The sequence below is a fragment of the Pseudomonas sp. JUb42 genome, assembly GCF_024807945.1.
Classification (GTDB): Bacteria; Pseudomonadota; Gammaproteobacteria; order Pseudomonadales; family Pseudomonadaceae; genus Aquipseudomonas.
In genome coordinates this window covers 63,995-84,830 of record NZ_JANUFD010000022.1, presented here as the reverse complement: position 1 = coordinate 84,830, position 20,836 = coordinate 63,995, and the positions used below count along the sequence as shown (strand labels likewise).

Annotated in this window: 15 protein-coding genes and 2 pseudogenes; 10 read left to right on the top strand and 7 right to left on the bottom strand. The window is 60.7% G+C overall.

Going from position 1 to position 20,836, the window contains the following annotated elements; translation table 11 throughout:
• Nucleotides 1–47 precede the first annotated feature (47 nt).
• From M2401_RS32105 to M2401_RS32095, 3 genes are all read left to right on the top strand, one after another.
• Nucleotides 48–1,535 carry a glycosyltransferase family 39 protein gene (locus M2401_RS32105; protein WP_259110404.1) on the top strand — a complete coding sequence of 496 codons (1,488 nt, stop codon included), beginning with the start codon at nucleotides 48–50 and terminating at the stop codon, nucleotides 1,533–1,535.
• Nucleotides 1,536–1,790: 255 nt separating this feature from the next.
• Nucleotides 1,791–3,416 carry a phosphoethanolamine transferase gene (locus M2401_RS32100; RefSeq protein ID WP_259110361.1) on the top strand — a complete coding sequence of 542 codons (1,626 nt, stop codon included), beginning with the start codon at nucleotides 1,791–1,793 and terminating at the stop codon, nucleotides 3,414–3,416.
• A 104-nt stretch (nucleotides 3,417–3,520) separates the two neighbouring features.
• Complete coding sequence (locus M2401_RS32095) at nucleotides 3,521–4,465, top strand: alpha/beta fold hydrolase (protein WP_259110402.1); 945 nt, start codon at nucleotides 3,521–3,523, stop codon at nucleotides 4,463–4,465.
• A 105-nt stretch (nucleotides 4,466–4,570) separates the two neighbouring features.
• On the opposite strand, the gene M2401_RS32090 is transcribed toward M2401_RS32095, so the two are convergent.
• Nucleotides 4,571–5,395, bottom strand: a complete 825-nt coding sequence (locus M2401_RS32090; protein WP_259110400.1) for an HDOD domain-containing protein — start codon at nucleotides 5,393–5,395, stop codon at nucleotides 4,571–4,573.
• Nucleotides 5,396–5,685: 290 nt separating this feature from the next.
• Nucleotides 5,686–6,714, bottom strand: a complete 1,029-nt coding sequence (locus M2401_RS32085; RefSeq protein ID WP_409034015.1) for a DUF4917 family protein — start codon at nucleotides 6,712–6,714, stop codon at nucleotides 5,686–5,688.
• Between the two features lie 135 nt (nucleotides 6,715–6,849).
• On the opposite strand from M2401_RS32085, the gene M2401_RS32080 reads away from it, so the two are divergent.
• Together M2401_RS32080 and M2401_RS32075 are read left to right on the top strand one after the other, a co-directional pair.
• A complete protein-coding gene (locus tag M2401_RS32080) occupies nucleotides 6,850–7,884 on the top strand; it encodes a DUF1176 domain-containing protein (protein ID WP_259110356.1) in 1,035 nt (344 codons plus the stop codon).
• Nucleotides 7,885–8,043: 159 nt separating this feature from the next.
• Nucleotides 8,044–10,593: an EAL domain-containing protein gene (locus tag M2401_RS32075; protein ID WP_259110354.1), complete on the top strand. Its 2,550-nt coding sequence runs from the start codon at nucleotides 8,044–8,046 to the stop codon at nucleotides 10,591–10,593.
• A gap of 5 nt (nucleotides 10,594–10,598) precedes the next feature.
• Here M2401_RS32075 and M2401_RS32070 read toward each other — a convergent pair whose 3' ends face one another.
• Nucleotides 10,599–11,216: a LysE family translocator gene (locus tag M2401_RS32070; RefSeq protein WP_259110352.1), complete on the bottom strand. Its 618-nt coding sequence runs from the start codon at nucleotides 11,214–11,216 to the stop codon at nucleotides 10,599–10,601.
• A 185-nt stretch (nucleotides 11,217–11,401) separates the two neighbouring features.
• Here M2401_RS32070 and M2401_RS32065 point away from each other — a divergent pair, with 185 nt between their 5' ends.
• Nucleotides 11,402–11,947, top strand: a complete 546-nt coding sequence (locus M2401_RS32065) for a DUF4174 domain-containing protein (protein WP_259110350.1) — start codon at nucleotides 11,402–11,404, stop codon at nucleotides 11,945–11,947.
• A gap of 33 nt (nucleotides 11,948–11,980) precedes the next feature.
• On the opposite strand, the gene M2401_RS32060 is transcribed toward M2401_RS32065, so the two are convergent.
• On the bottom strand, nucleotides 11,981–12,880 hold the full coding sequence (locus tag M2401_RS32060; RefSeq protein WP_259110348.1) for an SMP-30/gluconolactonase/LRE family protein: 900 nt from the start codon (nucleotides 12,878–12,880) through the stop codon (nucleotides 11,981–11,983).
• 258 nt (nucleotides 12,881–13,138) lie between these two features.
• On the opposite strand from M2401_RS32060, the gene M2401_RS32055 reads away from it, so the two are divergent.
• From M2401_RS32055 to M2401_RS34885, 3 genes and pseudogenes are all read left to right on the top strand, one after another.
• Entirely contained in the window at nucleotides 13,139–14,368 is a 1,230-nt protein-coding gene (locus M2401_RS32055) for an MFS transporter (RefSeq protein WP_259110346.1), read from the top strand.
• Between the two features lie 148 nt (nucleotides 14,369–14,516).
• Nucleotides 14,517–15,383: pseudogene (locus M2401_RS34890) on the top strand (methyl-accepting chemotaxis protein); the annotation flags it as partial.
• A 21-nt stretch (nucleotides 15,384–15,404) separates the two neighbouring features.
• Nucleotides 15,405–16,457, top strand: a pseudogene (locus M2401_RS34885) (methyl-accepting chemotaxis protein); the annotation flags it as partial.
• A gap of 400 nt (nucleotides 16,458–16,857) precedes the next feature.
• On the opposite strand, the gene M2401_RS32045 reads toward M2401_RS34885, so the two are convergent.
• From M2401_RS32045 to M2401_RS32035, 3 genes are all read right to left on the bottom strand, one after another.
• Nucleotides 16,858–17,808 (bottom strand): AraC family transcriptional regulator, encoded by a 951-nt coding sequence (locus M2401_RS32045; protein ID WP_259110342.1) that lies wholly within the window; start codon nucleotides 17,806–17,808, stop codon nucleotides 16,858–16,860.
• A gap of 96 nt (nucleotides 17,809–17,904) precedes the next feature.
• Entirely contained in the window at nucleotides 17,905–18,954 is a 1,050-nt protein-coding gene (locus M2401_RS32040) for an L-idonate 5-dehydrogenase (RefSeq protein ID WP_259110339.1), read from the bottom strand.
• A 15-nt stretch (nucleotides 18,955–18,969) separates the two neighbouring features.
• Nucleotides 18,970–19,743, bottom strand: coding sequence for a glucose 1-dehydrogenase (locus M2401_RS32035; protein ID WP_259110336.1), 774 nt, complete (start codon nucleotides 19,741–19,743; stop codon nucleotides 18,970–18,972).
• Nucleotides 19,744–19,870: 127 nt separating this feature from the next.
• Between M2401_RS32035 and M2401_RS32030 the strand changes: the two genes are divergently transcribed.
• Complete coding sequence (locus M2401_RS32030; RefSeq protein WP_259110333.1) at nucleotides 19,871–20,761, top strand: LysR family transcriptional regulator; 891 nt, start codon at nucleotides 19,871–19,873, stop codon at nucleotides 20,759–20,761.
• Nucleotides 20,762–20,836: the final 75 nt, after the last annotated feature.

Below are 20,836 nucleotides of genomic sequence, written 5' to 3'. Positions count from 1 at the left end.
ATTTTTTCCGGGGTGAGTATTCCCTGAACTTGGAGCGCTGGGCCCTGATGTTGCTGGCGCTGTTGTTGATGGCTGCCGGTCTGGGCCTGCGCCAGCCTTACAATGTCGATGAGGAACGCTTTCTCGGCGTGGCTCTGGAGATGCTGCAGGACGGTTCCTGGTTTATCCCCCATCGTGCGGCCGAAATCTATCCGGACAAGCCGCCGCTGTTCATGTGGATGATCATGCTGTTCACCTGGCTGACCGGCCTGCCGAAGATTGCCCTGTTCATTCCCGGGCTGCTCTCGGCGGTAGTCACCACAGCCTGCCTGCACGACCTGGGCACGCGCCTGTGGAATCGGCGGATTGGTGTGATCGCCGCGCTGCTGTTTCTGGCGACGTACCAGACCTACAGCATCCTGCGGGTCGGGCAGATCGACAGTTTTCTGGCCTTGTGGATCGCCCTTGGCCTGTACGGCATGGTTCGTCATCTATTGCTTGGCCCGGCCTGGGGTTGGTTCTATGTGGCCTGTGCGGCCATGGGCCTGGGCATCATCAGCAAGGGCGTGGGGTTTCTGCCGATCCTGATGCTGATCCCTTATGCCTATGCGGTGCGCAAGGGCTGGCGTGGCGTCGTCGTGATGCCGGGGCAGGCAGGGCGCTGGGCGTTGGGGTTGCTGGCTTTGCTGGCAGCGGTGTCGGTCTGGTTGTTGCCGCTTGGCGTCAGCGTGGCCTTGAATGGCGATGCTGACGCGATCGCCTATCTGAAGAACATTCTGCTGCACCAGACCGCCGACCGCTACGCCGGGGCGTGGGAGCACAAGGAGCCGTTTTGGTACTTCCTGACCAATGTTATTCCGCAATACTGGATGCCACTGGTGCTGGCGCTGCCCTGGCTGGTTCCGGCCTGGCGCAGGCAGTTGCTCAAGCATGACGGCCGGGTGTTGGTGCTGTTGGGCTGGGTGGTGCTGGTGCTGGTGTTTTTTGCCCTGAGCACCGGCAAGCGCAAGATTTATATCTTCCCGGCCTTGCCTGCGTTGGTGCTGGTGGCGGCGCCTCTGCTGCCCTGGCTGCTCAAGCGCTGGTTTGCCCGTTGGCCAGGGCTGCGTCGGGTCTTTCCGGTGCTGGTGGCGCTGTGGTTCTGCGCCTGGTTTGCCCGGGGCTTTATCGAGCCAATCAAGGATGGACGCAATCCTCACGATGAGCTGATGGAGGATGCGGCGCAGATGTCCGGCGGTGCCGATCTGGTGCTGGCCGGGTGGCGCGAAGGGCATTGGTTGTTCGCCCGCCAGCCGATCGTCCATTTCGGCTTCATGCAGGGCTCGACCACGGATCAGGCCGCACTGTACCTGCGCAATCACCCTCAGGCCTTCGCGCTGGTGCCCGCCCGCGACCTGGAGCGTTGCTTTCTGATGCCCAAGGCCCGCCAGGTCGGGCATACCTCCCGGGCCGAATGGTTTCTGGTGGGGGACGATGCCGATAATGGCCAGTGCAATCCGCCGCCGGCGGCGCGAACTTATCGGTATGTCTGGAACAAGGTTTTGTTCAAGCAATGAAGGCCATTGGGTATTACATATTTTTGACAAACACTCCTGTAAGTTATCGGCTTTGATCGGCGTTCATTCGTAACCCGTCTCGCTGCACCGTCCAGCTTTTGCTCCTTCGATACGACCGCTCCCCCGGTCGATATCGGCGGGAGCATTTGTCTGTGGCGGTGTTTTTGCGTGTGCGGGGTATGTTCGGCGGCGCCTTTGACGGTTGGCTGGGCACAAGGAAATGTGCTCGCCCGCATTCCGGTACTGGAGATCTGGATGTTCAAGCGCATTACTTCCACCCGCATGGTCCTGCTGTTTTCTCTGGCCCTGGTGGTGTTGTACAACCTGGCAACCTGGAAAGCCCTGAGCAGCCTGATGGAGTTGCAGGGGATCAAAGCCCTGGCCTTTCAGCTGTCCTTCGGGCTGTTTCTCTGGGCGACTTTCTCCCTGCTGCTGACGCTGGTCTCGTTCCGTGCACTGCTCAAGCCGGTGCTGAGCATCATCTCCCTGTGCTCGGCAGCCGCCGCCTATTTCATGAATGACTACGGCATCGCCATCGATACGGTGATGATGCAGAACGTTCTGGAAACCAACCCCGGCGAAGCCACCGCGTTGCTCAGCGCCAAACTGTTCGGCTATCTGCTGGTGCTGGGCGTGTTGCCGGTGATTGTCATCTGGCTGACGCCTGTGACCTATCGGCCGTTTTTTCGTGGCCTGCTGAACAAGCTGTTGGTCTGTGTCGGTTGCGTCGTGGTAGTGGCGGTGTCGGTGGGGGCGTTCTATTCGACCTATGCGCCGATCTTCCGTCAGGAAGACAAGCTGACCCATTTCATCAACCCGACCAACTACATCTATGCGGCCAGCAAGCTGACCAAGGCGCGATTCGCTATCAAGGAAAACGTCAAGATCCAGAGCATCGGTGAAGATGCCACCCTGAGCGCTGCGACCCTGGCCCGGCCGAAAAAGACTCTGATGGTGTTCGTCGTCGGCGAGACGGCCCGGGCCGATCATTTCTCGCTTAATGGCTATGAGCGCGAGACCAATCCGGAGTTGAAGAAACTCGATATCTTCAACTTCACCCAGGTGCATTCCTGCGGTACCTCGACTGCCGTGTCGGTGCCGTGCATGTTCTCGATGTTCCCGCGCACCGACTACAGCGACAAGAAAGGCAAGACCTACGAGGGTCTGCTGGATGTGCTGCAGCGTGCCGGCGTGCAGGTGCTGTGGCTGGAGAACAACAGCGACTGCAAGGGCACCTGCTTGCGTGTGCCGAACAAGGACATTCCCAAGACTCAGCCGAGCGAGTTCTGTGACGGTAGCAACTGTCTGGACGAGTCCTTGCTGGTCGGTCTGCAGGACTACATCAACAGCCTCAAGGACAATGCGATCATCGTCCTGCACTCGGACGGCAGCCACGGCCCCGAGTACTTCGATCGCTATCCGAAAGCCATGGAGCGTTTCCAGCCGGTCTGCCACACCAACCAGTTGGGCAGTTGCAGCAAGGAAGAACTGGTCAATGTCTACGACAACACCATCCTCTACACTGACCACTTCCTGGCCAAGGTGATCGGTCTGCTGCAACAGAACCAGGACAAGCTCGACACCTCAATGATTTATGTCTCTGACCATGGCGAATCCCTGGGTGAGAATGGTGTCTATCTGCATGCCGCGCCTTATGCAATCGCCCCTGAAGCCCAGGTGCATGTGCCGATGGTGATGTGGTTCGGCAACTCGACCCTGAGCAATGCTGCTGTGGACCGTGGCTGTCTGCAGGCCAAGCGTGACGACAAGGACTTGAGCCACGACTACATGTTTCATTCGGTACTTGGCCTGTTTGGTGTACAAACCTCGGTTTACCAGCCCAAGCTGGATATTTTCCGTACCTGCCGCCCCGGCGCCTGACCCGGCGCCGATCGGGCGGCGCGCTACGGCTTTTCTGGAGAGCGCCGCCCGTGTACAAGACGATCATCGCCAGCCTGCTGCTGGCCTGCGCAACACCTGCGGCCATGGCCGACACTGCGGCCTATGGCCCGCAGCTCGAGGGCTTCAGTTACCCTCATCCATTGCATACATTCAAATTCCAGTCCCAGGGGCAAGCTCTGGAAATGGGCTACATGGACGTCGCGCCCAGTGGCGTCGGCAATGGTCGTGTGGCGGTGCTGCTGCATGGTAAGAACTTCTGCGCCGCTACCTGGGAGGACAGCATCAAGGCCCTCAGTGCCGCGGGCTATCGGGTGATTGCGCCGGACCAGATCGGTTTCTGCACCTCGAGCAAACCGGCCAACTACCAGTACAGCTTCCAGCAACTGTCCCTCAATACCCATGCCTTGCTTGAATCCCTGGGTATCGACAAGGCCGCAATCATCGGCCATTCCACCGGCGGCATGCTCGCCACCCGCTATGCGCTGCAGTATCCGCAGCAGACCGACAAACTGGTGCTGGTCAATCCCATCGGTCTTGAGGACTGGAAAGCCCTGGGCGTGCCATATCGTAGCGTCGATCAATGGTATGAGCGCGAACTCAAGCTCAGCGCCGAGGGCATTCGCAAATACGAGCAGAGCACTTATTACGTCGGCCGCTGGAAGCCCGAGTTCGACAAGTGGGTCGACATGCTCGCCGGGTTGAACAAGGGGGCAGGGCATCAGGCAGTGGCGTGGAACTCGGCGCTGATCTACGACATGATCTTCACCCAGCCGGTGTTCTACGAGTTTCCCCAACTCAAGGTGCCAACGCTGTTAATGATCGGCGATGCCGACACCACGGCCATCGGCAGTGACATCGCTTCGCCTGAGGTCAAGGCGAAGATCGGCAATTACAAGGTGTTGGGCAAGCAGGTGGCGGGGATGATTCCGGGGGCGCAACTGATGGAATTCCCCGGCATGGGGCACGCACCGCAGATGGAAGAGCCTGAGGTGTTCAATAAGGCGTTGGTGGCGGGGTTGGTCAAATGACCCTTTCCGGGATCAAGGTTACTTGGTAGGAGCTGCCGCAGGCTGCGAATGGCTCAACACCACTTTCGCAGCCTGCGGCAGCTCCTACGGATCGTCACGACCGCATCAGTTCAACAACTCAGCAAATGCCTTGTCCGCTTCCAGCACGGCCGGCAGGCCCTGGAACAGAATGTTCAGGTCGATGCCGTCCATCAGCGGGCCGGTGACGGCTTGCTGGGCTTCCTGCGTCGCGCCGCCATGGCTCTCGATGGCGTCAGAGATGGTCGTGGCCTGGGCGACGATTAGCGGCTGCGCAGCGTTGTCTGGAGCCTGGGACGGGTGCGCCTGGTGGGCGATGGCTTCGACGATGACGTTCGGCAGGTGCCAGAGCTTGGCCAGATGGGCGCCGACTTCCGGGTAACCGAAGCCCAGTTGCAGGGTCTCGTTGGCCACATGGCCGACAGTACCGGCCTTGGCGGAGGCATTGATGCGTTCAGCAACCTCTGGAGCGCCGGTCTGGATCAGCAGTTCGCCGATGTTGTGCATCACGCCGCAGGTGAAGGCAATTTCTGCATCGGCACCGGTTTGCCGGGCGAGCATGCGGCAGATACCGGCAACCTGGAAGCTTTTCAGCCAGAACGCCTTGAGATCAAAACTTGGGCTGGCCTTGAACGCACCGGTCACGGCAGAGGCCAGGACCAGGGTGCGCAGGGTGTTGAAGCCAAGACGCATGGCCGCGTCTTCGATGCTGGAAGATTCGCGCGAGCCTCGGAACCGGGCCGAGTTGGCCAGGCGCAGGATCTTCGCGGAAATGACCGGGTCCTTCTCAATGTTGCGGGCAACGCTTTCCAGGCTGGACGAAGGATTATCGAATTGCAGGATCAGGTCCTGGGCGACCTTTGGAATGCTCGGAAGACTGTGCAAATCACGAAATAGATCTTCAATTTTCATTGTGTTCATTGAGACGTCACCCTTTTTTCTAATACATCCGAATAACCCAAAGATAGGCAATTTTTACAGATGTGCACGTTTGGTGTTCTGGTCTTGCCAAGCGGTCTGCATAACTCAATAAATCAATGGCTATTTGCTATTAATGGCAAAAGCCGCCCCTGATTCTAGAGGCCTGTCATGTGCTTAGGGAAGATAGGCTTTTTTGACGTCAAAGGATTAGCGCAGGTGCCTGGATTACTTGGATAAATGAACAAGAGGCAGGATATTTTCAGCGCTGCCTCTTGATTGGCTCACCTTAGTTTCAAATGCTCCACCGGCACGTTCAAGTCCGGGGCGCCCAAGGGGTGAGTCTTGGCGTCGAAGAACAGCAACTCTATCTGCATGTCAGCAAAGAGTTCACGGTAGTGTTTTTTCTGATGGGCGATAAACGCCGGGCTGCGTGGGTAGATGGAGATGGCCAGGGTCTGCGGCCGCGCCTGACGGATGGCGTCGACGATATGTCGATCCTGCGCACCCAGGGCCTGACCGAAGATGCACAGCGCGCCTTGATGCGTGGCCAATTGACTATGGCACCAGGACAGGTACCCGGAATGACCAATGATCTTCAGCTTCTCGGCGCTGCGGCCTTCGCTGATGAAGGTCGGCACGTCGTCCAGGGCATTGATGGCAAAGCTGCCGAGCAGCGTGCTGCCGGAGGAGGGCAGCTTGCGTGTGGTGCCGTCGAGGTTCTTCACCAGGTGCATGCCGCCGTGCAGGTAGAGCAGGCGGGTGCGTTGCGCCGTCGCCGGGCGCGGGCTGAAGCCGGTGTCTTCGTCGAACAGGTCATCGAATGGCAGCGGATCGTGCATCACCGCCCAATAGGCCAGCAGGTCGTAGTTGGTCGAGTACAGGTTGCGGTACTGCTGCAAGGCCTGATTGAGCCGGGCCAGAGTGCTTTCCTGCATCAATTTCCAGGGTATGTGCACCGAGCGGATGCCGTGAATCAGTGCTTCCTTGATGGCAAAGTAGCGATTGCGCGGTGAAGCCGAACTGATGGTCAGGGCGGCATTGACTTGCATGGCGGTTTTCAGGGCGCTGAGCACCGGCTCGAAGTTATGCGTATCGAGTACCCGGAACACGCTCATTTCACTGGTGCTCAGGGGCTTGTTACGGGTGGTCTGGGCCAGATCGAACAAGGAATCGTAAGCAAAGTTTTTCCACACCGCCTGGCTCGCGCCGTTGCCCAGCAGCAATCCGGAAAAGTCGTGGCGCTCTTGCAGGGCGGGCCATTGAGCGAGTTCAGCGTCCAGATCCACGGTTTGATCATCCCGATGCAGCATTGAAAGAGCAGGGATTTTATAGGGATCCCCGGCCCACGCCCACCCGCACGGATAAAACAGCTGGGCGCACGACTACTCAGCCAGATAGTGGCACGGTAAAGTGCCGCCACTTCAGGACTTTCTTCAGGCCGCATCATGACCTTCATTCGCAAAGCCACCCTGTTGTCCCTGCTGTTGCTGCCCGCCGTCACCTGGGCGGCGGAAGAAGTGCCGCTGTACAAGGACATCAAGAATTGGGTGGTGGTGTGTGACAACACGCGCCACTGCACCGCGATTTCCGCTGAAGAGGATCAGGAGCACGCGCCGTTGTCCCTGCGCATCGACCGCGATGCCGGGCCGCAGGGTGAGGTGCAGCTGTCCATTGCCATGACCGGCGCGGCCACCGAACAGCCCTTGCTTGATGGCAAGCCGCTCAAGAGTACGCTGCAAAAGGGTGGCGGCGATGATGCCGATAACTGGGTCGCCAGCGGGCCACAGGCGCAGGCGCTGATCGATGAACTGCGCAATGGCACGCGCTTGTCCATGACCAACAAGGACGACGAAGGCAGTACCTCCCTGGATGGCTTCAGCGCGTCGCTCCTGTTAGTCGATGCGGTGCAGGAGCGGGTCGGCACCCAGGGCGCCTTGCTCAAGCGCGGCAACAAGCCTGACAGCAGCGTCCCGCCGGCCCCGTTGGCGCCGCAACTGGCGCCCTTTATCAAGGCCAGGGCCCTCAGTGAGGCCGAGCAGAAGCGCATCGGCGACGCTGTGCTCAAGGCGACCCGGGCTGACTGGGATGCCGATCACGATGCCGATGAAAACCCCAGTGTGACCGTCGATGCGCTCAACGACAGCACTGTGCTGGTGATCATCCAGACCAGTTGTGCCGCCTATAACTGCAGCTACGCCCTGTATCAGACGTCGGCGGCCAACCCGGAAAAAGCCGAATTGCTCGACGTCGACGAATTCCCCGGCGAGGACATGGCCGATGAATTGACCGGCTATGTCGAGTACGACGCCGATACTGGTGTATTGAGCAGCCATGACAAGGGTCGCGGCATTGGTGACTGCGGCGCGAGTCAGAGCTGGCGCTACGACGGCAAAGGCTTTCGCCCACGCTCGTTTGCGATGATGAGCAGTTGTGCGGGCAACCCGTCGCCGTGGCCGGTGATGTGGCGCACCCGGGACTAGCCGCGACATGCTCATGTGCATCAGCGGCGGGGCGACGTGACGCAATGACGCTTTAGTCTCAGAGAACTTCTCGTGGGCATGGCTTTGTGCTATTAGGTGGGCAACGAAGGTGCTGGTGTCCGGCCCTTCAGCGGTCTTACTCGCACGTGGTCCAGTCTCATGGGCATTACCAGCAGTCTTTCCGGAATTTTCGTTCAGACCCTTGAACAAGCCATCGATGGCGTCGTGGTCATCGACGCCGACAATAACGTGGTGCTGTTCAATCCGGCCGCTGAACGCTTGTGGGCGCTGTCCCCTGAGCAAGTGCTGGGGCATAACGTCAATGTGCTCATCCCCCACGATATTCGCCCCCATCACGACGCCTACGTAAACCACAATCGTGTCACCGGCATCGACAAGTACGTCGGTGTCAGCCGCGACGTGCCGATCATGCGCGGCGATGGAGGCCAGCGCTGGGGCGCCATGTCGATCTCGCGCATCGTCAGCGAAGGGCAGATTCTCTACACCGCCTTTATCAAGGATGTCACCGAACAGCATGCAGAGCGCGAACGCCTGCGCCTGCTGTCACTGGTGACCGATCAGACCGACAGCTCGATCATCATCACCGACAGCCAGTGGCGGATCGTCTACGTCAACGCCGGTTTCCAAAGCATGTTCGGCTATTCACTGGATGAGGTGCGCGGCCAGTTCCCGGATACCTTGCTGGCGCCGCATCTGTCCCGGGAAGTGCGCGACGGGGCTCGGGAACTGTTGAGCATCGGTCAGCCGATCAAGGCCGAGGAACTGACCTATGTGAAGAGTGGCGAGCGCATCTGGTGCAGCGTGACCATCAACCCGATCCGCGACAGCGCAGGTCTCATCACCAATGCGGTGGGGATCCTCACCGATATCTCGCGTTCGAAAATGCATGAAGTGCTGCAGCATCGCATGCTCAGCGCCATGGTCCGGGAAGAGCCCCTGGAAACCCTGATGGAGCTGGCGTGCCGGGAGATCGAACGGATTGCGCCGGATGTCATCACCTCGGTGTTGCAGATCGATGAGCAGGACCGTCTGCACACCCTGGCCGCTCCACGCCTGTCCAGTGACTACTGCCGCCAGATCGATGGCCTGAAAATCGGCGAAGGAGTCGGCGCCTGCGGTACGGCAGCCTTTCGTGGCAAGCCGGTGATTTCTACCGATATCGCCAATGACCCGTTGTGGCGCGACTACAAGAGTGTGGTGCTGCCGCTGGGTCTGAAAAGCTGTTGGTCGACGCCGATCATGAGCACTGAAGGCCGGGCCATCGGCACTTTGGCGCTCTATTACAAAGACGTGCGTGGCCCCTCGGCATTTCATCAGCAGCTGGTCGATGTCATCGTGCCGTTATGCGCCCTGGCGCTGGAGCGGGAGAAGATCCGCGCCCACATCAGCCAATTGGCGTTCTACGACAGCCTCACCGAGCTGCCCAACCGCAGTCTGCTCCACGCTAATGCCGAGCACGCCCTGAGCGATGCCAAGCGCAATAACACGGAGTTGGCCGTGTTGTTCATCGACCTGGACCGCTTTAAGCAGGTCAACGATTCCATGGGCCATCCGGCGGGTGACGAGCTGTTGCAGGTCGTCGCCAAGCGTCTGTGTTTCGAGCGGCGTCAGAATGACATTGTCGCGCGCCTGTCCGGAGACGAGTTCGTGATGATCCTGCCCAAGTGCGGCAGTCGGCATGTCACCGATGTGGTCGAGCACCTGAAACTGACCCTCGGCGAGCCGTGTCGCATTGGAGGCAAGACCCTGTCGCCATCGGCCAGTATAGGCATCAGTGTGTTTCCCGACGACGGCGACAACATGGGCGTGCTGATTCATCGCGCCGATATGGCGATGTATCAGGCCAAGAAGGCCGGTCGCGGGCGTTTCAGCTTCTTCAGTCATGAGCTCAACCAGAAGGCCCAGGAGCGTCAGGCGCTGGAGCAGGCGTTACGCGAAGCGCTGTCCTGCAACCAGTTTCGCCTGCACTACCAGCCTCAGGTCGATATGCAGGGGCGCACCCTGCACGGCGTCGAGGCCCTGGCGCGCTGGACCCATCCGCAGTTCGGCGAAATCTCCCCGGTGCGCTTCATTCCCCTGGCCGAGGAATGCGGCCTGATCGGGGACCTGGGGCTGTGGGCGATTCGCGAGGCGTGTCGGCAACTGGCGGCCTGGCGCAGCAGGGGTCTGGTGGTGCCGATGATTTCGGTCAACCTGTCACCGACCAACTTCCACAATATCGAGCTGCCCGGCATGATCGCCCGCACGCTTGAGCACTACCGGCTTGCGGCCAGTGACCTGACGCTGGAGCTGACCGAAAACGTGCTGATGGACATCCACCCCAGCACACTCAATGTGCTCAATGAAGTGCATGCCCTGGGCGTCGGCCTGGCCATGGACGATTTCGGCACCGGCTACTCCAGCCTCAGTTACCTGCGCCGCTTGCCAATCCGCGAGCTCAAGCTCGACCGCAGTTTCGTCATGGACCTGGAAAACGACCCGACCAGCCAGGCCTTGAGCGATGCGGTGATTCACATCGGCGAAAGCCTGAGCCTGAAGGTGGTGGCCGAGGGCATCGAGACCGAGGCGCAATACCAGATTCTCAAGCGCCAGGGCTACCATGTGGCCCAGGGCTACCTGTTCTCCCGGCCATTGTCGGCCAGCGATCTGGAAGTCTGGCTGACGGCCAGGGCTCAGCAGGCCATCTGATCGGCCTAGTGAGCCAACTGACGGATGCCCAGAAACACGATCAGGCCGCCACATAGCCGGTCGACGGTTTTCTTGCTGCGGCGATAGGCAGCGGCCACGGTCGGTTGTGACAGGGCGACGGCGACCAGGGTGTACCAGCTCGACGAGACCATGGCCACCACCGCCAGCATCGAGAGAAAGGTTCCCGGCGAAGCATGGGCCGGTGCTGCCGAGGAAAATACCGCCGCGAAGAACGCCATGGATTTGGGGTTGCCGATATTGGTGATCACACCCTGCATGAAGGCGCGGCCGGCACTGCCGACGGCGGCCTGCGCAGGCGTTGCAGCGGCTCCTGTTCCGGCCTTGAGCAGCAGGCGCAGCCCGAACCAGATCAGATAGGCGGCGCCCAGCAGTTTGATGGTCAATGCCGCCCAGGGGAACGCGGCGAACACCACGCTGATCCCGCCGATGGCGCAGCTGGCCCAGAACACATTGACCACAACGATACCCGCCACCAGTGCCAGCGCCTGTTGTCGCGTGTCGGACACGGCTTTGTGCACCACGGCCACAAAATTTGGGCCCGGAATCAGTACCCCGGCGATATACACCATGAACACGGTAAGGACGGCCTGGCTATCGATCATGGGGGAACTCCTGTAACGACGGTGCGCCAAGTTATCCTGAAATCGCTGGCCGATACAGCGCCGATGTTCCGTTAACGCCTCGGCTGGTTTAGTGTCGGGATATATCGGCTGGTTTTGCAGTCTGAAGCTGGCGCTTTGTTCACAATGCGCAATGCTTCAACCAAGAAGACGAAAAGGAGATCCCCATGTTCATGCGATCACTGACGCTGATCACCGCCCTGGCGTTTGCCGGTCCTCTACTGGCGGCCGACAGCGATTCCCCCTTGAATCAGGATCGGGGTCGTTCTCGTCCTTTGATCGTGATTGCCCCCAGCACGGTGGATCCCACCCTGGTCAGCCTGAAAAAGGCCTTGGCCGAACCGGACAATCGCAAGGCCTTCGATGAGCGCAACATGGTCCTCTACACCGTGATCAACACCATCGGCCAGCGCAACGGCAAGGACCTCGATGCACAGTCGACCATGGCGCTGATTCGTGAATTGAAACTGGGCGCCGGTGCCCAGACCAAGATCATCCTCGTCGGCAAGGATGGCGAAAAGAAAATGGAGCACGCGGGCGCCATCGAACCCAAGGAATTGTTCAACACCATCGACCAGTTGCCGGCCACGGAAAAACAGGCCTCGGCACCGCCGCCACCGGCTGCGGTTCCGGAAGCCAAGCCTGCCGCAGCGGAGAAGGGCGGTAAACCGGGCAAGGGCGCGGCGGCTGCGCCGAAAGGGTTGGATGACTAAAGGCCTGACCAGGCCTCGCTCCCACAGGCTCTGTCAGCTTGTCAATTTGACCTTATTCTCCGGCAACCCCGCCACATCCGTCTCGATCATCCACAACGATCCCGCCAGGCGATCCCCTGGCAGGGTGTCGTTGGCGGCTGAGGTGATAAACAGCGTGCTCAGGTCCGGCCCACCAAACACGCAGGTGGTCGGGTTGAGGGTGGGCATTTCGATGAATCGGTCCAGTTGCCCGTCCGGGGCGATCCGGGCGATGCCACCACCACCGTAGCGGCAATTCCACAGATAACCCTCGCGGTCGATGGCTGAACCGTCCGGTTCGCCGCGCTCGAAGCCGCTGAAAAAAGCCCTGCCGGGGCCGATATCGCCGCTCTCGGCGTCGTAGCTGTAGGCGCGGATTTCGTTGGTCGGGCTGTCGCCGAAATAGAAGGTCGTGCGGTCCGGGCTCCAGCACAGGGTGTTGGATATCTGCAAACCATCAACCCTAGGGCTGGCCGTGCCGTCCGCGCTGATGCGGTACAACACTCCCGGCTTGCCGCTGCCGCCAATGCTCTCGCCTTCAGGGGAGACATTGTTGAACATCGAGCCGACCCAGAAATTGCCCAGCGGATCGCAGCGCCCGTCATTCAATCGTGCCTGGGGCGAGGCGGGCAGGGTAAAGCCGTGATCCAGACGTTCGTCGGTGTGCGGCCACCACCAGATCAACTTGGAGCCAAGGGCCACCAGCAGGCGCTGGTCATCTTCCGTCAGTGCCAGGGCCACCACCGGTTCGTCGAAGACCCAGGTCTGCAACTGCCGGGACGGATAGTCCAGGCGGTGAATCAGAAAGCGGTTGATATCGACCCAAAATACCGCGCTTTGCGCCGCCGACCACACGGCACCTTCACCGCAACGATCGCCAACGACGGCAATGGGGGACGGTTTGGAGTAGTTCATTGTTGTTATTCCTTGGCTGTCCGAGTTGCACATCTTAGAGGAATTTCGACGATTTATTGTGGGAGCCGGGCTTGCCCGCGAAGAGGCAGGCATATTCGACACATCTCCTGAGGTTGACACAATGTCTTCGCGGGCAAGCCCGGCTCCAACGACGCTTTGTTGATATTCCTAGGTGTTATGCACTGCATAAAAAACATGAATTTTATTTATGGAAGGCAAAGCGCTAGCGTATCCGGCTTGCATCCCTGGAGAGCATTCATGAGCGCAGCACCGGACTTGAACCCCGTCGAGCAGCATTGGCAACGCAACCTGGCGGTCTGTGCCCTGGGCTCATTTACCACGATCATCGCCATGACCTTGCTGCTGCCGTTTCTGCCGCTGTATGTCGAGCAACTGGGGGTCAGCGACCCGGCTGAAATTGCCCAGTGGTCCGGCGTGGCGTTTGGTGCCACCTTTCTTTCCGCAGCCTTCACCGCGCCTTTGTGGGGGCGTCTGGGGGATCGTTACGGGCGCAAGCTGATGCTGATTCGCGCGAGCCTGGGCATGGCTGTGGCGATGTCGCTGATCGGCCTGGCCGAGAATGTCTGGCAACTGGTGCTGCTGCGTCTGCTGGCCGGTCTGTTGGGCGGTTATGCCTCCGGCGCGACCATCCTGGTTGCTACCCAGACGCCCAAGGCGCGATCTGGCTGGGCTTTGGGCATGCTCTCGTCGGGGATCATGGCAGGCAATCTCGCCGGACCCTTGATCGGTGGCTCGCTGCCGCCGCTGATTGGCATTCGCAATACCTTTTTTCTGGCCGGGGCGGCGATCTTCGTGACCTTCCTTGCCACGCTGTTCCTGATGAAGGAAGCGCCCCGGCCGCCGCGCAGCAAAGAGCACAAGGCTGCCGCCAGGGCCAGTGTCTGGGCCGGTATCAGTGACCGCAGGCCGGTGCTGATCATGCTGGTGGTGCCCAGTCTGCTGATGTTCGCGGTGATGTCCATCGAGCCGATCATCACCGTCTACCTGATCCAGCTCAAGGCCGAGCAGGTGACGGTGGCGGCGGGGCTGGTGATGTCGGCCACGGCGCTGGGCAGTATCATTTCAGCGTCTCGCCTGGGCAAGCTGGCCGACCGGATTGGTCACTGGACAGTGGTTACCGGGTGCCTGACCGTGGCCTCGCTATTGTTGATCCCCCAAGCCTTCGTCACTCAGGAATGGCAACTGGTGCTGCTGCGCTTTCTCATGGGGCTGGCCCTGGGTGGACTGTTGCCGTGCATCGCCGCGATCATCCGTCATGCCGTGCCGGAAAACGTGGCCGGGCGCATGCTCGGTTATTCCACCTCCAGTCAATATGTCGGCCAGGTGCTGGGGCCTTTGGCCGGCGGCTTTCTGGGTGGGCATTTTGGCATGCGCGTGGTTTTTCTCGGCACCTGTGTGTTACTGGCTGCCTGTGCAGTCGCTACCTGGCTGTTCAAGCCGCGTAGCGCACTGGTAATTGCTGAATAAGTAACAAGATTTGTCTTCATGAAATATCGGACGGGCCTTCAAGATACGTCGCCCATGGCCGATGCAGCGAGAACATGTCCAGTTGTGACAGGCGCCGAGGTGCGCCTGGCTGGTAGTCGTTCATCGTGCGTTTTCTGGAGATTCACCCATGGCTCGTCCCGCAGGCAGTGTGCTGGGCAATATCAGTGTGCGTGCAAAGCTGGCATTCGGTTTTGCTCTGGTTCTGTTGTTGACCCTGATGATAAGCCTGACCGGGTGGAGCAGCCTGAGTGCGCTGACCAGTCGCAGCGACAAGTTGGTCAGTATCGCCAAGATGGCGGAAATGTACCGCGACCTGCGGGTCGCGCGCTTGTCCTACACCCTCAATTACGACGCCGAACATGCGACAGCTGTGGTCAAGATCATGGATGCCCTCGATCCGCACCTCAGTAAACTACAGGCCCAGTTGGCGTTTCCTGAAGACCTTAAATTACTGAGCGAGGCGCAGAAGCAGCTCAATGATTACCGCAGCGTCTTCGGTAAATACCGTCAGGCGATTGATAGCCGTGAAGCTACCCGCGATGTCTTTGGTAAATATGCCGACGCTGGTGCTGCCGAACTTGAGCAGATGAACAGCGGTCTGGCCAAGCTGCCGACCGACCCGGATGCCCTGTTGCAGCGGGAAATCCAGGAGAAAACCGTGGTCGAGCAGGAACGTCTGTTCCAGGGCGCGCGTTTCGCCCTGCGCGGCTTCACCTACAGCGGCAAGATTTCCATGTACCCCGGCGCTTTGGCGGCCATCGACGCAGCACGGGCCAATATCAAGAAACTGGCCGACACTTTGCCGCCATCGCTGGCCGATGGCGCTGCGCGTCTGGACCAGGCCCTGGTCGGTTATCGCTCGACGGCTGACCAGTTCCGCGCTGCCCAAGTGGACAGTGAGCAGGCGGCCAAGACCCTGGGCGACGATATGGTCGCGATGCTGTCGCTCAGCGACAAGATGACGCAAAACCAGATTCAGTGGCGCGAAGCCGATACCCAACAGGCTCGCTACATCCTGATTGGTGCGGCCATCGGGGCGCTATTGCTGGGCGTTATTGCGGCCATGTTGATTACCGGGCAGATCGTCACGCCGTTGAATGAAACCTTGTTGGTGGTCGAGCGTGTCGCGGCCGGTGACCTGACCGAGCACGCTCGCACCGAGCGCGGTGATGAGCTGGGCAAACTGCAGGCCAGTGTGCATGGCATGACCACTAATTTGCGCGGTCTGATCGGCGGCATTCGTGATGGCGTCACGCAGATCTCCAGCGCCGCCGAGCAGTTGTCGGCCGTGACCGAGCAGACCAGTGTCGGGGTCAATACCCAGAAGATCGAAACCGATCAACTGGCCACGGCCATGAACGAAATGACCGCTACCGTACAGGAAGTGGCGCGCAACGCTGAACAGGCCTCGGAGGCCGCAGCCGGTGCCGATCGTGAAGCCCGTGCCGGTGACGACGTGGTCAACAAGGCCATTGCCCAGATCGATCGCCTGGCCACGGAAGTCGGCCATTCGACCCATGCCATGAGCGAACTCAAGCGCGAAAGCGACAAGATCGGCAGCATGCTCGATGTGATCAAGTCGGTGGCCGAACAGACCAACCTGCTGGCCCTTAACGCCGCCATCGAAGCTGCCCGTGCCGGTGAAGCCGGGCGTGGTTTTGCCGTGGTGGCTGACGAAGTGCGCAGCCTGGCTCAGCGCACGCAGAAGTCCACCGAGGAAATCGAGGGGCTGATCTCCGGCCTGCAATCGGGTACTCAGCAGGTCTCCACCACTCTGGAAAACAGCCGTGCCCTGAGCGACAGCAGCGTCGAACTGGCTCGTCAGGCCGGGCAATCCCTGGAAAGCATCACCCGCAGCGTGGCGGCTATCCAGTCGATGAACCAGCAGATTGCAACCGCTGCTGAGGAGCAGACCGCCGTGGCCGACGACATCAACCGCAGTGTGATCAGCGTGCGCGACGTGTCGGAACAGACCGCGACGGCCAGTGACAAGACGGCGGCCTCCAGTGTTGAGCTGGCGCGACTGGGCACGCATCTGCAGACGCTGGTTTCGCGTTTCCGTGTTTGAGCAGGCATAAGCACTCTTTGCATATCGTTGGCAGGGGCGCGTAAATCCTGTGGAAGCGCATTCAGTGGGAGCGAATTCATTGGCTCTGTCTGCGTTACGTGTTGCGTACGAAGTATCGCGGATTTTGTGGGAGCGGATTTATCCGCGAAGAAGTCTGCACGATCATGACCTTTTCGCGGATGAATCCGCTCCCACAACATTTGAGCCTGATTCGAGAATGATGGCGCTGCAACTGACTGAATCCACTCGATAAATCACTAACTGCAACACCTAACGCGGACAGAGCCAATTCATTCGCGAACAGGGCAGTACGTCCGGCGCATTTTTGTCGCCTGTAAAACCGCCTTCGCGAATGAATTCGCTCCCACATATCGTTCCAATTCGGGTAATAGCCTTACCGTTAATGCGACGACACATAAATCGACGCCGCGGCCGGCGGTGGCAAGGCGAAGGACTGTTGCATACGGATGACTTCATCGCTGGGTGTGAGGCCGAACAGGCGCTTGAATTCGCGGCTGAACTGCGACGGGCTTTCGTAGCCGACCTGTAGCGAAGCAGTGGAGACGTTGAGGCCTTTGCGCAGCATCAGCAGCCGTGCCTGATGCAGACGGGTGGATTTCAGATACTGCATGGGCGAGGTCTGGGTGACATTCTTGAAGTGCGCGTGGAAGGTCGGCACGCTCATGTTCACTTCCCGGGCCAGTTGCTCCACGTCCAGCGCCTCACCCAGGCAGGTGTGGATCTTGCGGATCGCCCGGGAGATCTTGCCGAACTGGCCCTGACGACCCAGGGCCGCGCGCAGAGAACCGCCCTGGGCGCCGGTCAGCACCCGGAAGTAAATCTCCCGCACCAGCGCCGGCCCCAGCACCCGGCTTTCCACTTCCGAGCCCAGCACTTCCAGCAGGCGCAGCACCGACTGCTCCAGCGGCTTCTCCATGGGCGAGGCATACAAGCCCTTGGGCTCGTAATGCTCATCGCTGCCTTGTTCGCTCAGCGCCAACAGCACCTCGGCGGCCACGGTGAAATCCAGATGCAGGTAGATGGCAAGCAGTGGTTCCTCGGCGCTGGCCTCGGTTTCCATAGTGAAGGGCACAGGCACGGCCACGGCCAGATAATGCCGGGCGTCATAGACCAGCAGCTCGTCACCCCAGTAGCCGCGTTTACGGCCCTGGCAGACGATGACGATGCCAGGGTCGTAGAGCACCGGGGTGCGGCTCAGGGGGCGATTGGAGCGCAGCAGGCGCACATCCGCCAGGGGCGTGAGGTTGTAGCCCTCGACGGGGGCGAGCTGTTGCAGCAGCGCCACCATCTGGCGGGACAGGTGCGGGTCGTCATCGAAGCGGTCAGTCATGGATCTCACACCGGGCAGCGGTATAGACCCCGAATCTGCGCGCGACACGCACAAAACACAACCCGCCTCAGAGGATCAGGCAAGGATGTCAGAGCCTTAGCGGTCGGCGACGCCGAAATCCAGCAGGACCTTCATAGCCTGGCTCTTGTCCGCCGCCAGTTCGAAGGCCCTGACCGCTTCGCCGAAGGGCACCGAGTGGGAAATCACCGGCCGCACATCGATGACCCGACGATTGAGCAAGTCCACGGCCTGGGCGAATTCCGGGTGGAAGCGGAAGGTGCCGCGCAGGTCCAGCTCCTTGCCGACGATCAGGTTCAGCGGCAGCGCAACATCGCCGCCCAGGCCGACGGTCACCACCACGCCGCGCGGGGCGACGCATTGCAGGCCGTCATGCAGGGCCTTGGCGCTGCCGGACACTTCGAACATCACGTCGAAATAGCCTTTCTGTGCGGTGTAGCCTTGCAGAGCCTGCGGGTTTGTCGCGAGGTTGTGGGTGCTGCTGGCACCCATGCGGGTGGCGCAGGCCAGGGCCGAATCGCTGAGATCGGCGGCGATGATTTCGGCGGCTCCGGCGGCGCGCAGGCTGCCGATCAACAGGTTGCCGATGGGGCCGCAGCCGGTGATCAGAACCTTCTTGCCGAACACCCCGCCAGCGCGGGCAATGGCGTGCAGACCCACCGACAACGGCTCGGCCATGGCACCTTCACCGAGGCTCAGGCCGTCGGCGAGAATATGCGCCTGGCTGGCATCGATCATCAGGCTCTGGCGAAACGCGCCCTGGATATGCGGGAACGGCATGGCGCTACCGTAGAAGCGCATGTTCAGGCAATGATTGGGCTGGCCGAGATGGCAGAAGCGGCAACCGCCACACGGGCGCGAGGGCGACACGGCAATGGCCTGACCGACCTTGAAAGGACTGTCGGCATCGCCCACGGCATCGATCACCGCGGAGATTTCATGGCCCAGGACCATGGGCTCGCGCAGGCGCACGGTACCGAAACCACCATGCTGATAGTAGTGCAGATCCGAACCGCAGATCCCGCCACGGGCGACACGCACCCGCAGTTGGCCTGGAGCGGGCAGGGCAGATTCATCTTGCGCTTCAACCCGCAGATCTTTGGCTGCGTGGCAAACAATTGCGTTCATGACTGACTCCGAAAATTACAGTGAGGCGGTGATGCCGCCGTCGACATAGAGAATATGGCCGTTGACGAAACTGGCCGCGTCCGAGGCGAGGAACACGGCGGCGCCCGCCAGTTCTTCGACATCGCCCCAGCGGCGGCTGGGGGTGTGCTGCACCAGCCAACTGCTGAAATCAGGGTTGGCGACCAGCGCGGCATTGAGTTCGGTCTTGAAGTAGCCGGGGCCGATACCGTTGACGTTCAGGCCATGAGGACCCCAGTCCACAGCCATGCCCTTGGTCAGCATTTTCAACGCGCCCTTGCTCGCCGTATAGGGGGCGATGCCGGGGCGGGCCAGTTCGCTCTGCACCGAGCAGATATTGATGATGCGCCCGCGCTGGCGATTGATCATGTAGCGCGCTACGGCCTGGCCGACCAGAAAGGCGCTGTCCAGGTTGGTGCGCATTAGTTCGCTCCAGTGCACCTCGCTGAATTCCTCCAACGGGCCACGGCGCTGCATGCCAGCGTTGTTGACCAGAATCTCGATGGGGCCGAGCTGCTTTTCGATATCGGCGACAGCGTGACGGATGGCATCGGTGTCGGTGACGTCGAAAATCCGCGTGTGCACCTCAAGGCCTTCACCACGCAAGACTTCGGCAGCGGCTTCGAGGGTTTGTGCAGTGCGGCCGTTGAGCACCACTCGGGCGCCGGCCTGAGCCAGACCACGGGCGATGGCCAGGCCGATACCGGCACTGGAGCCGGTGATCAGGGCCAGTCGGCCATCGAGGCGAAAGCGCTCGCTAACGTTGGACATGCAGTGATCTCCTGAGAAGAGCCATACAGGCTCGAGTGCCGCCCAGTTCAGCCTAGTTTCAGGCTCACGGCCAATGTTCATTGATGATAGGGTGATCACGGATTTTGATAACCATTGATGAGCGAGCATGGAACTCAAGCATTTACGCGCCTTTATCGTGCTCGCCGAGGAGCTGCATTTCAGTCGTGCGGCGCAGCGTCTGGCCGTTGTCCAGCCCGCGTTGAGCATGCAGATCAAAGCCCTCGAGCAGGAGTTGGGGGTGCGCTTGCTCGAGCGCAATCGCCACTCCGTCAGCCTGACTGAGGCGGGACGAGTGTTTCTCCCGGAAGCCCGGGCAACCTTGCATCAGGCCGCCCATGCCGCCGATATGGCCAGGGCATCCGGGCGTGGCGAGATTGGCCGGGTACGTCTGGGGTTTGTCTCGTCGGTATTGCCTGAGTTATTGCCGACGCTGATCCGCAGCGTGCACGAGCGCTTCCCCCGTATCGAACTGCAACTCAAGGACATGCCCGGCCCGGATCAGGCGGCAGCGCTGCAGGAAGGCCGTCTGGATTTTGGCCTGATGCGCCTGCCTGCTGTCTATACCGGGATTCAGACCCAAGTGGTGCTGCATGAGTCCTTTGTGCTGGCCCTGCCTGTCGGGCATCCGTTGGCGGAGCGGGAGTGTCTGTTTGCCGACGACCTGCAAGCCCTGCCGATTCTGGTGCTGGGGCGCCGTTATGCGCCGGGTTTCTACGACGAGCTGATGCAGGCCCTGCGCGCACAGGGCGTGGCGTTGCCGTTGACCTCGGAACTGGGCGAATTCACCACCATGCTGGCACTGGTTGCGGCGGGGCTGGGCGTCGGCTTGCTACCTGCCCATGCGGCCCTGGCGGTGCCGCCCAACGTGGTTGCCCGCCCGTTGGCGCTGGGCGATCACCGCGCTGCGACGGGGCTGGCCTGGGCCGGGCTGGATACGGCGGTCAAGGTGACGTTGTTCGAGTTGATGCGGGAGTTGTTCTTTAAGGTCGAACCATAAGGCGACAGGCTATAAGGGGGGCAGGTGGGAGCGGATTCATCCGCGAAGAGGCCGGCACGGGCGTCACATCTCCAT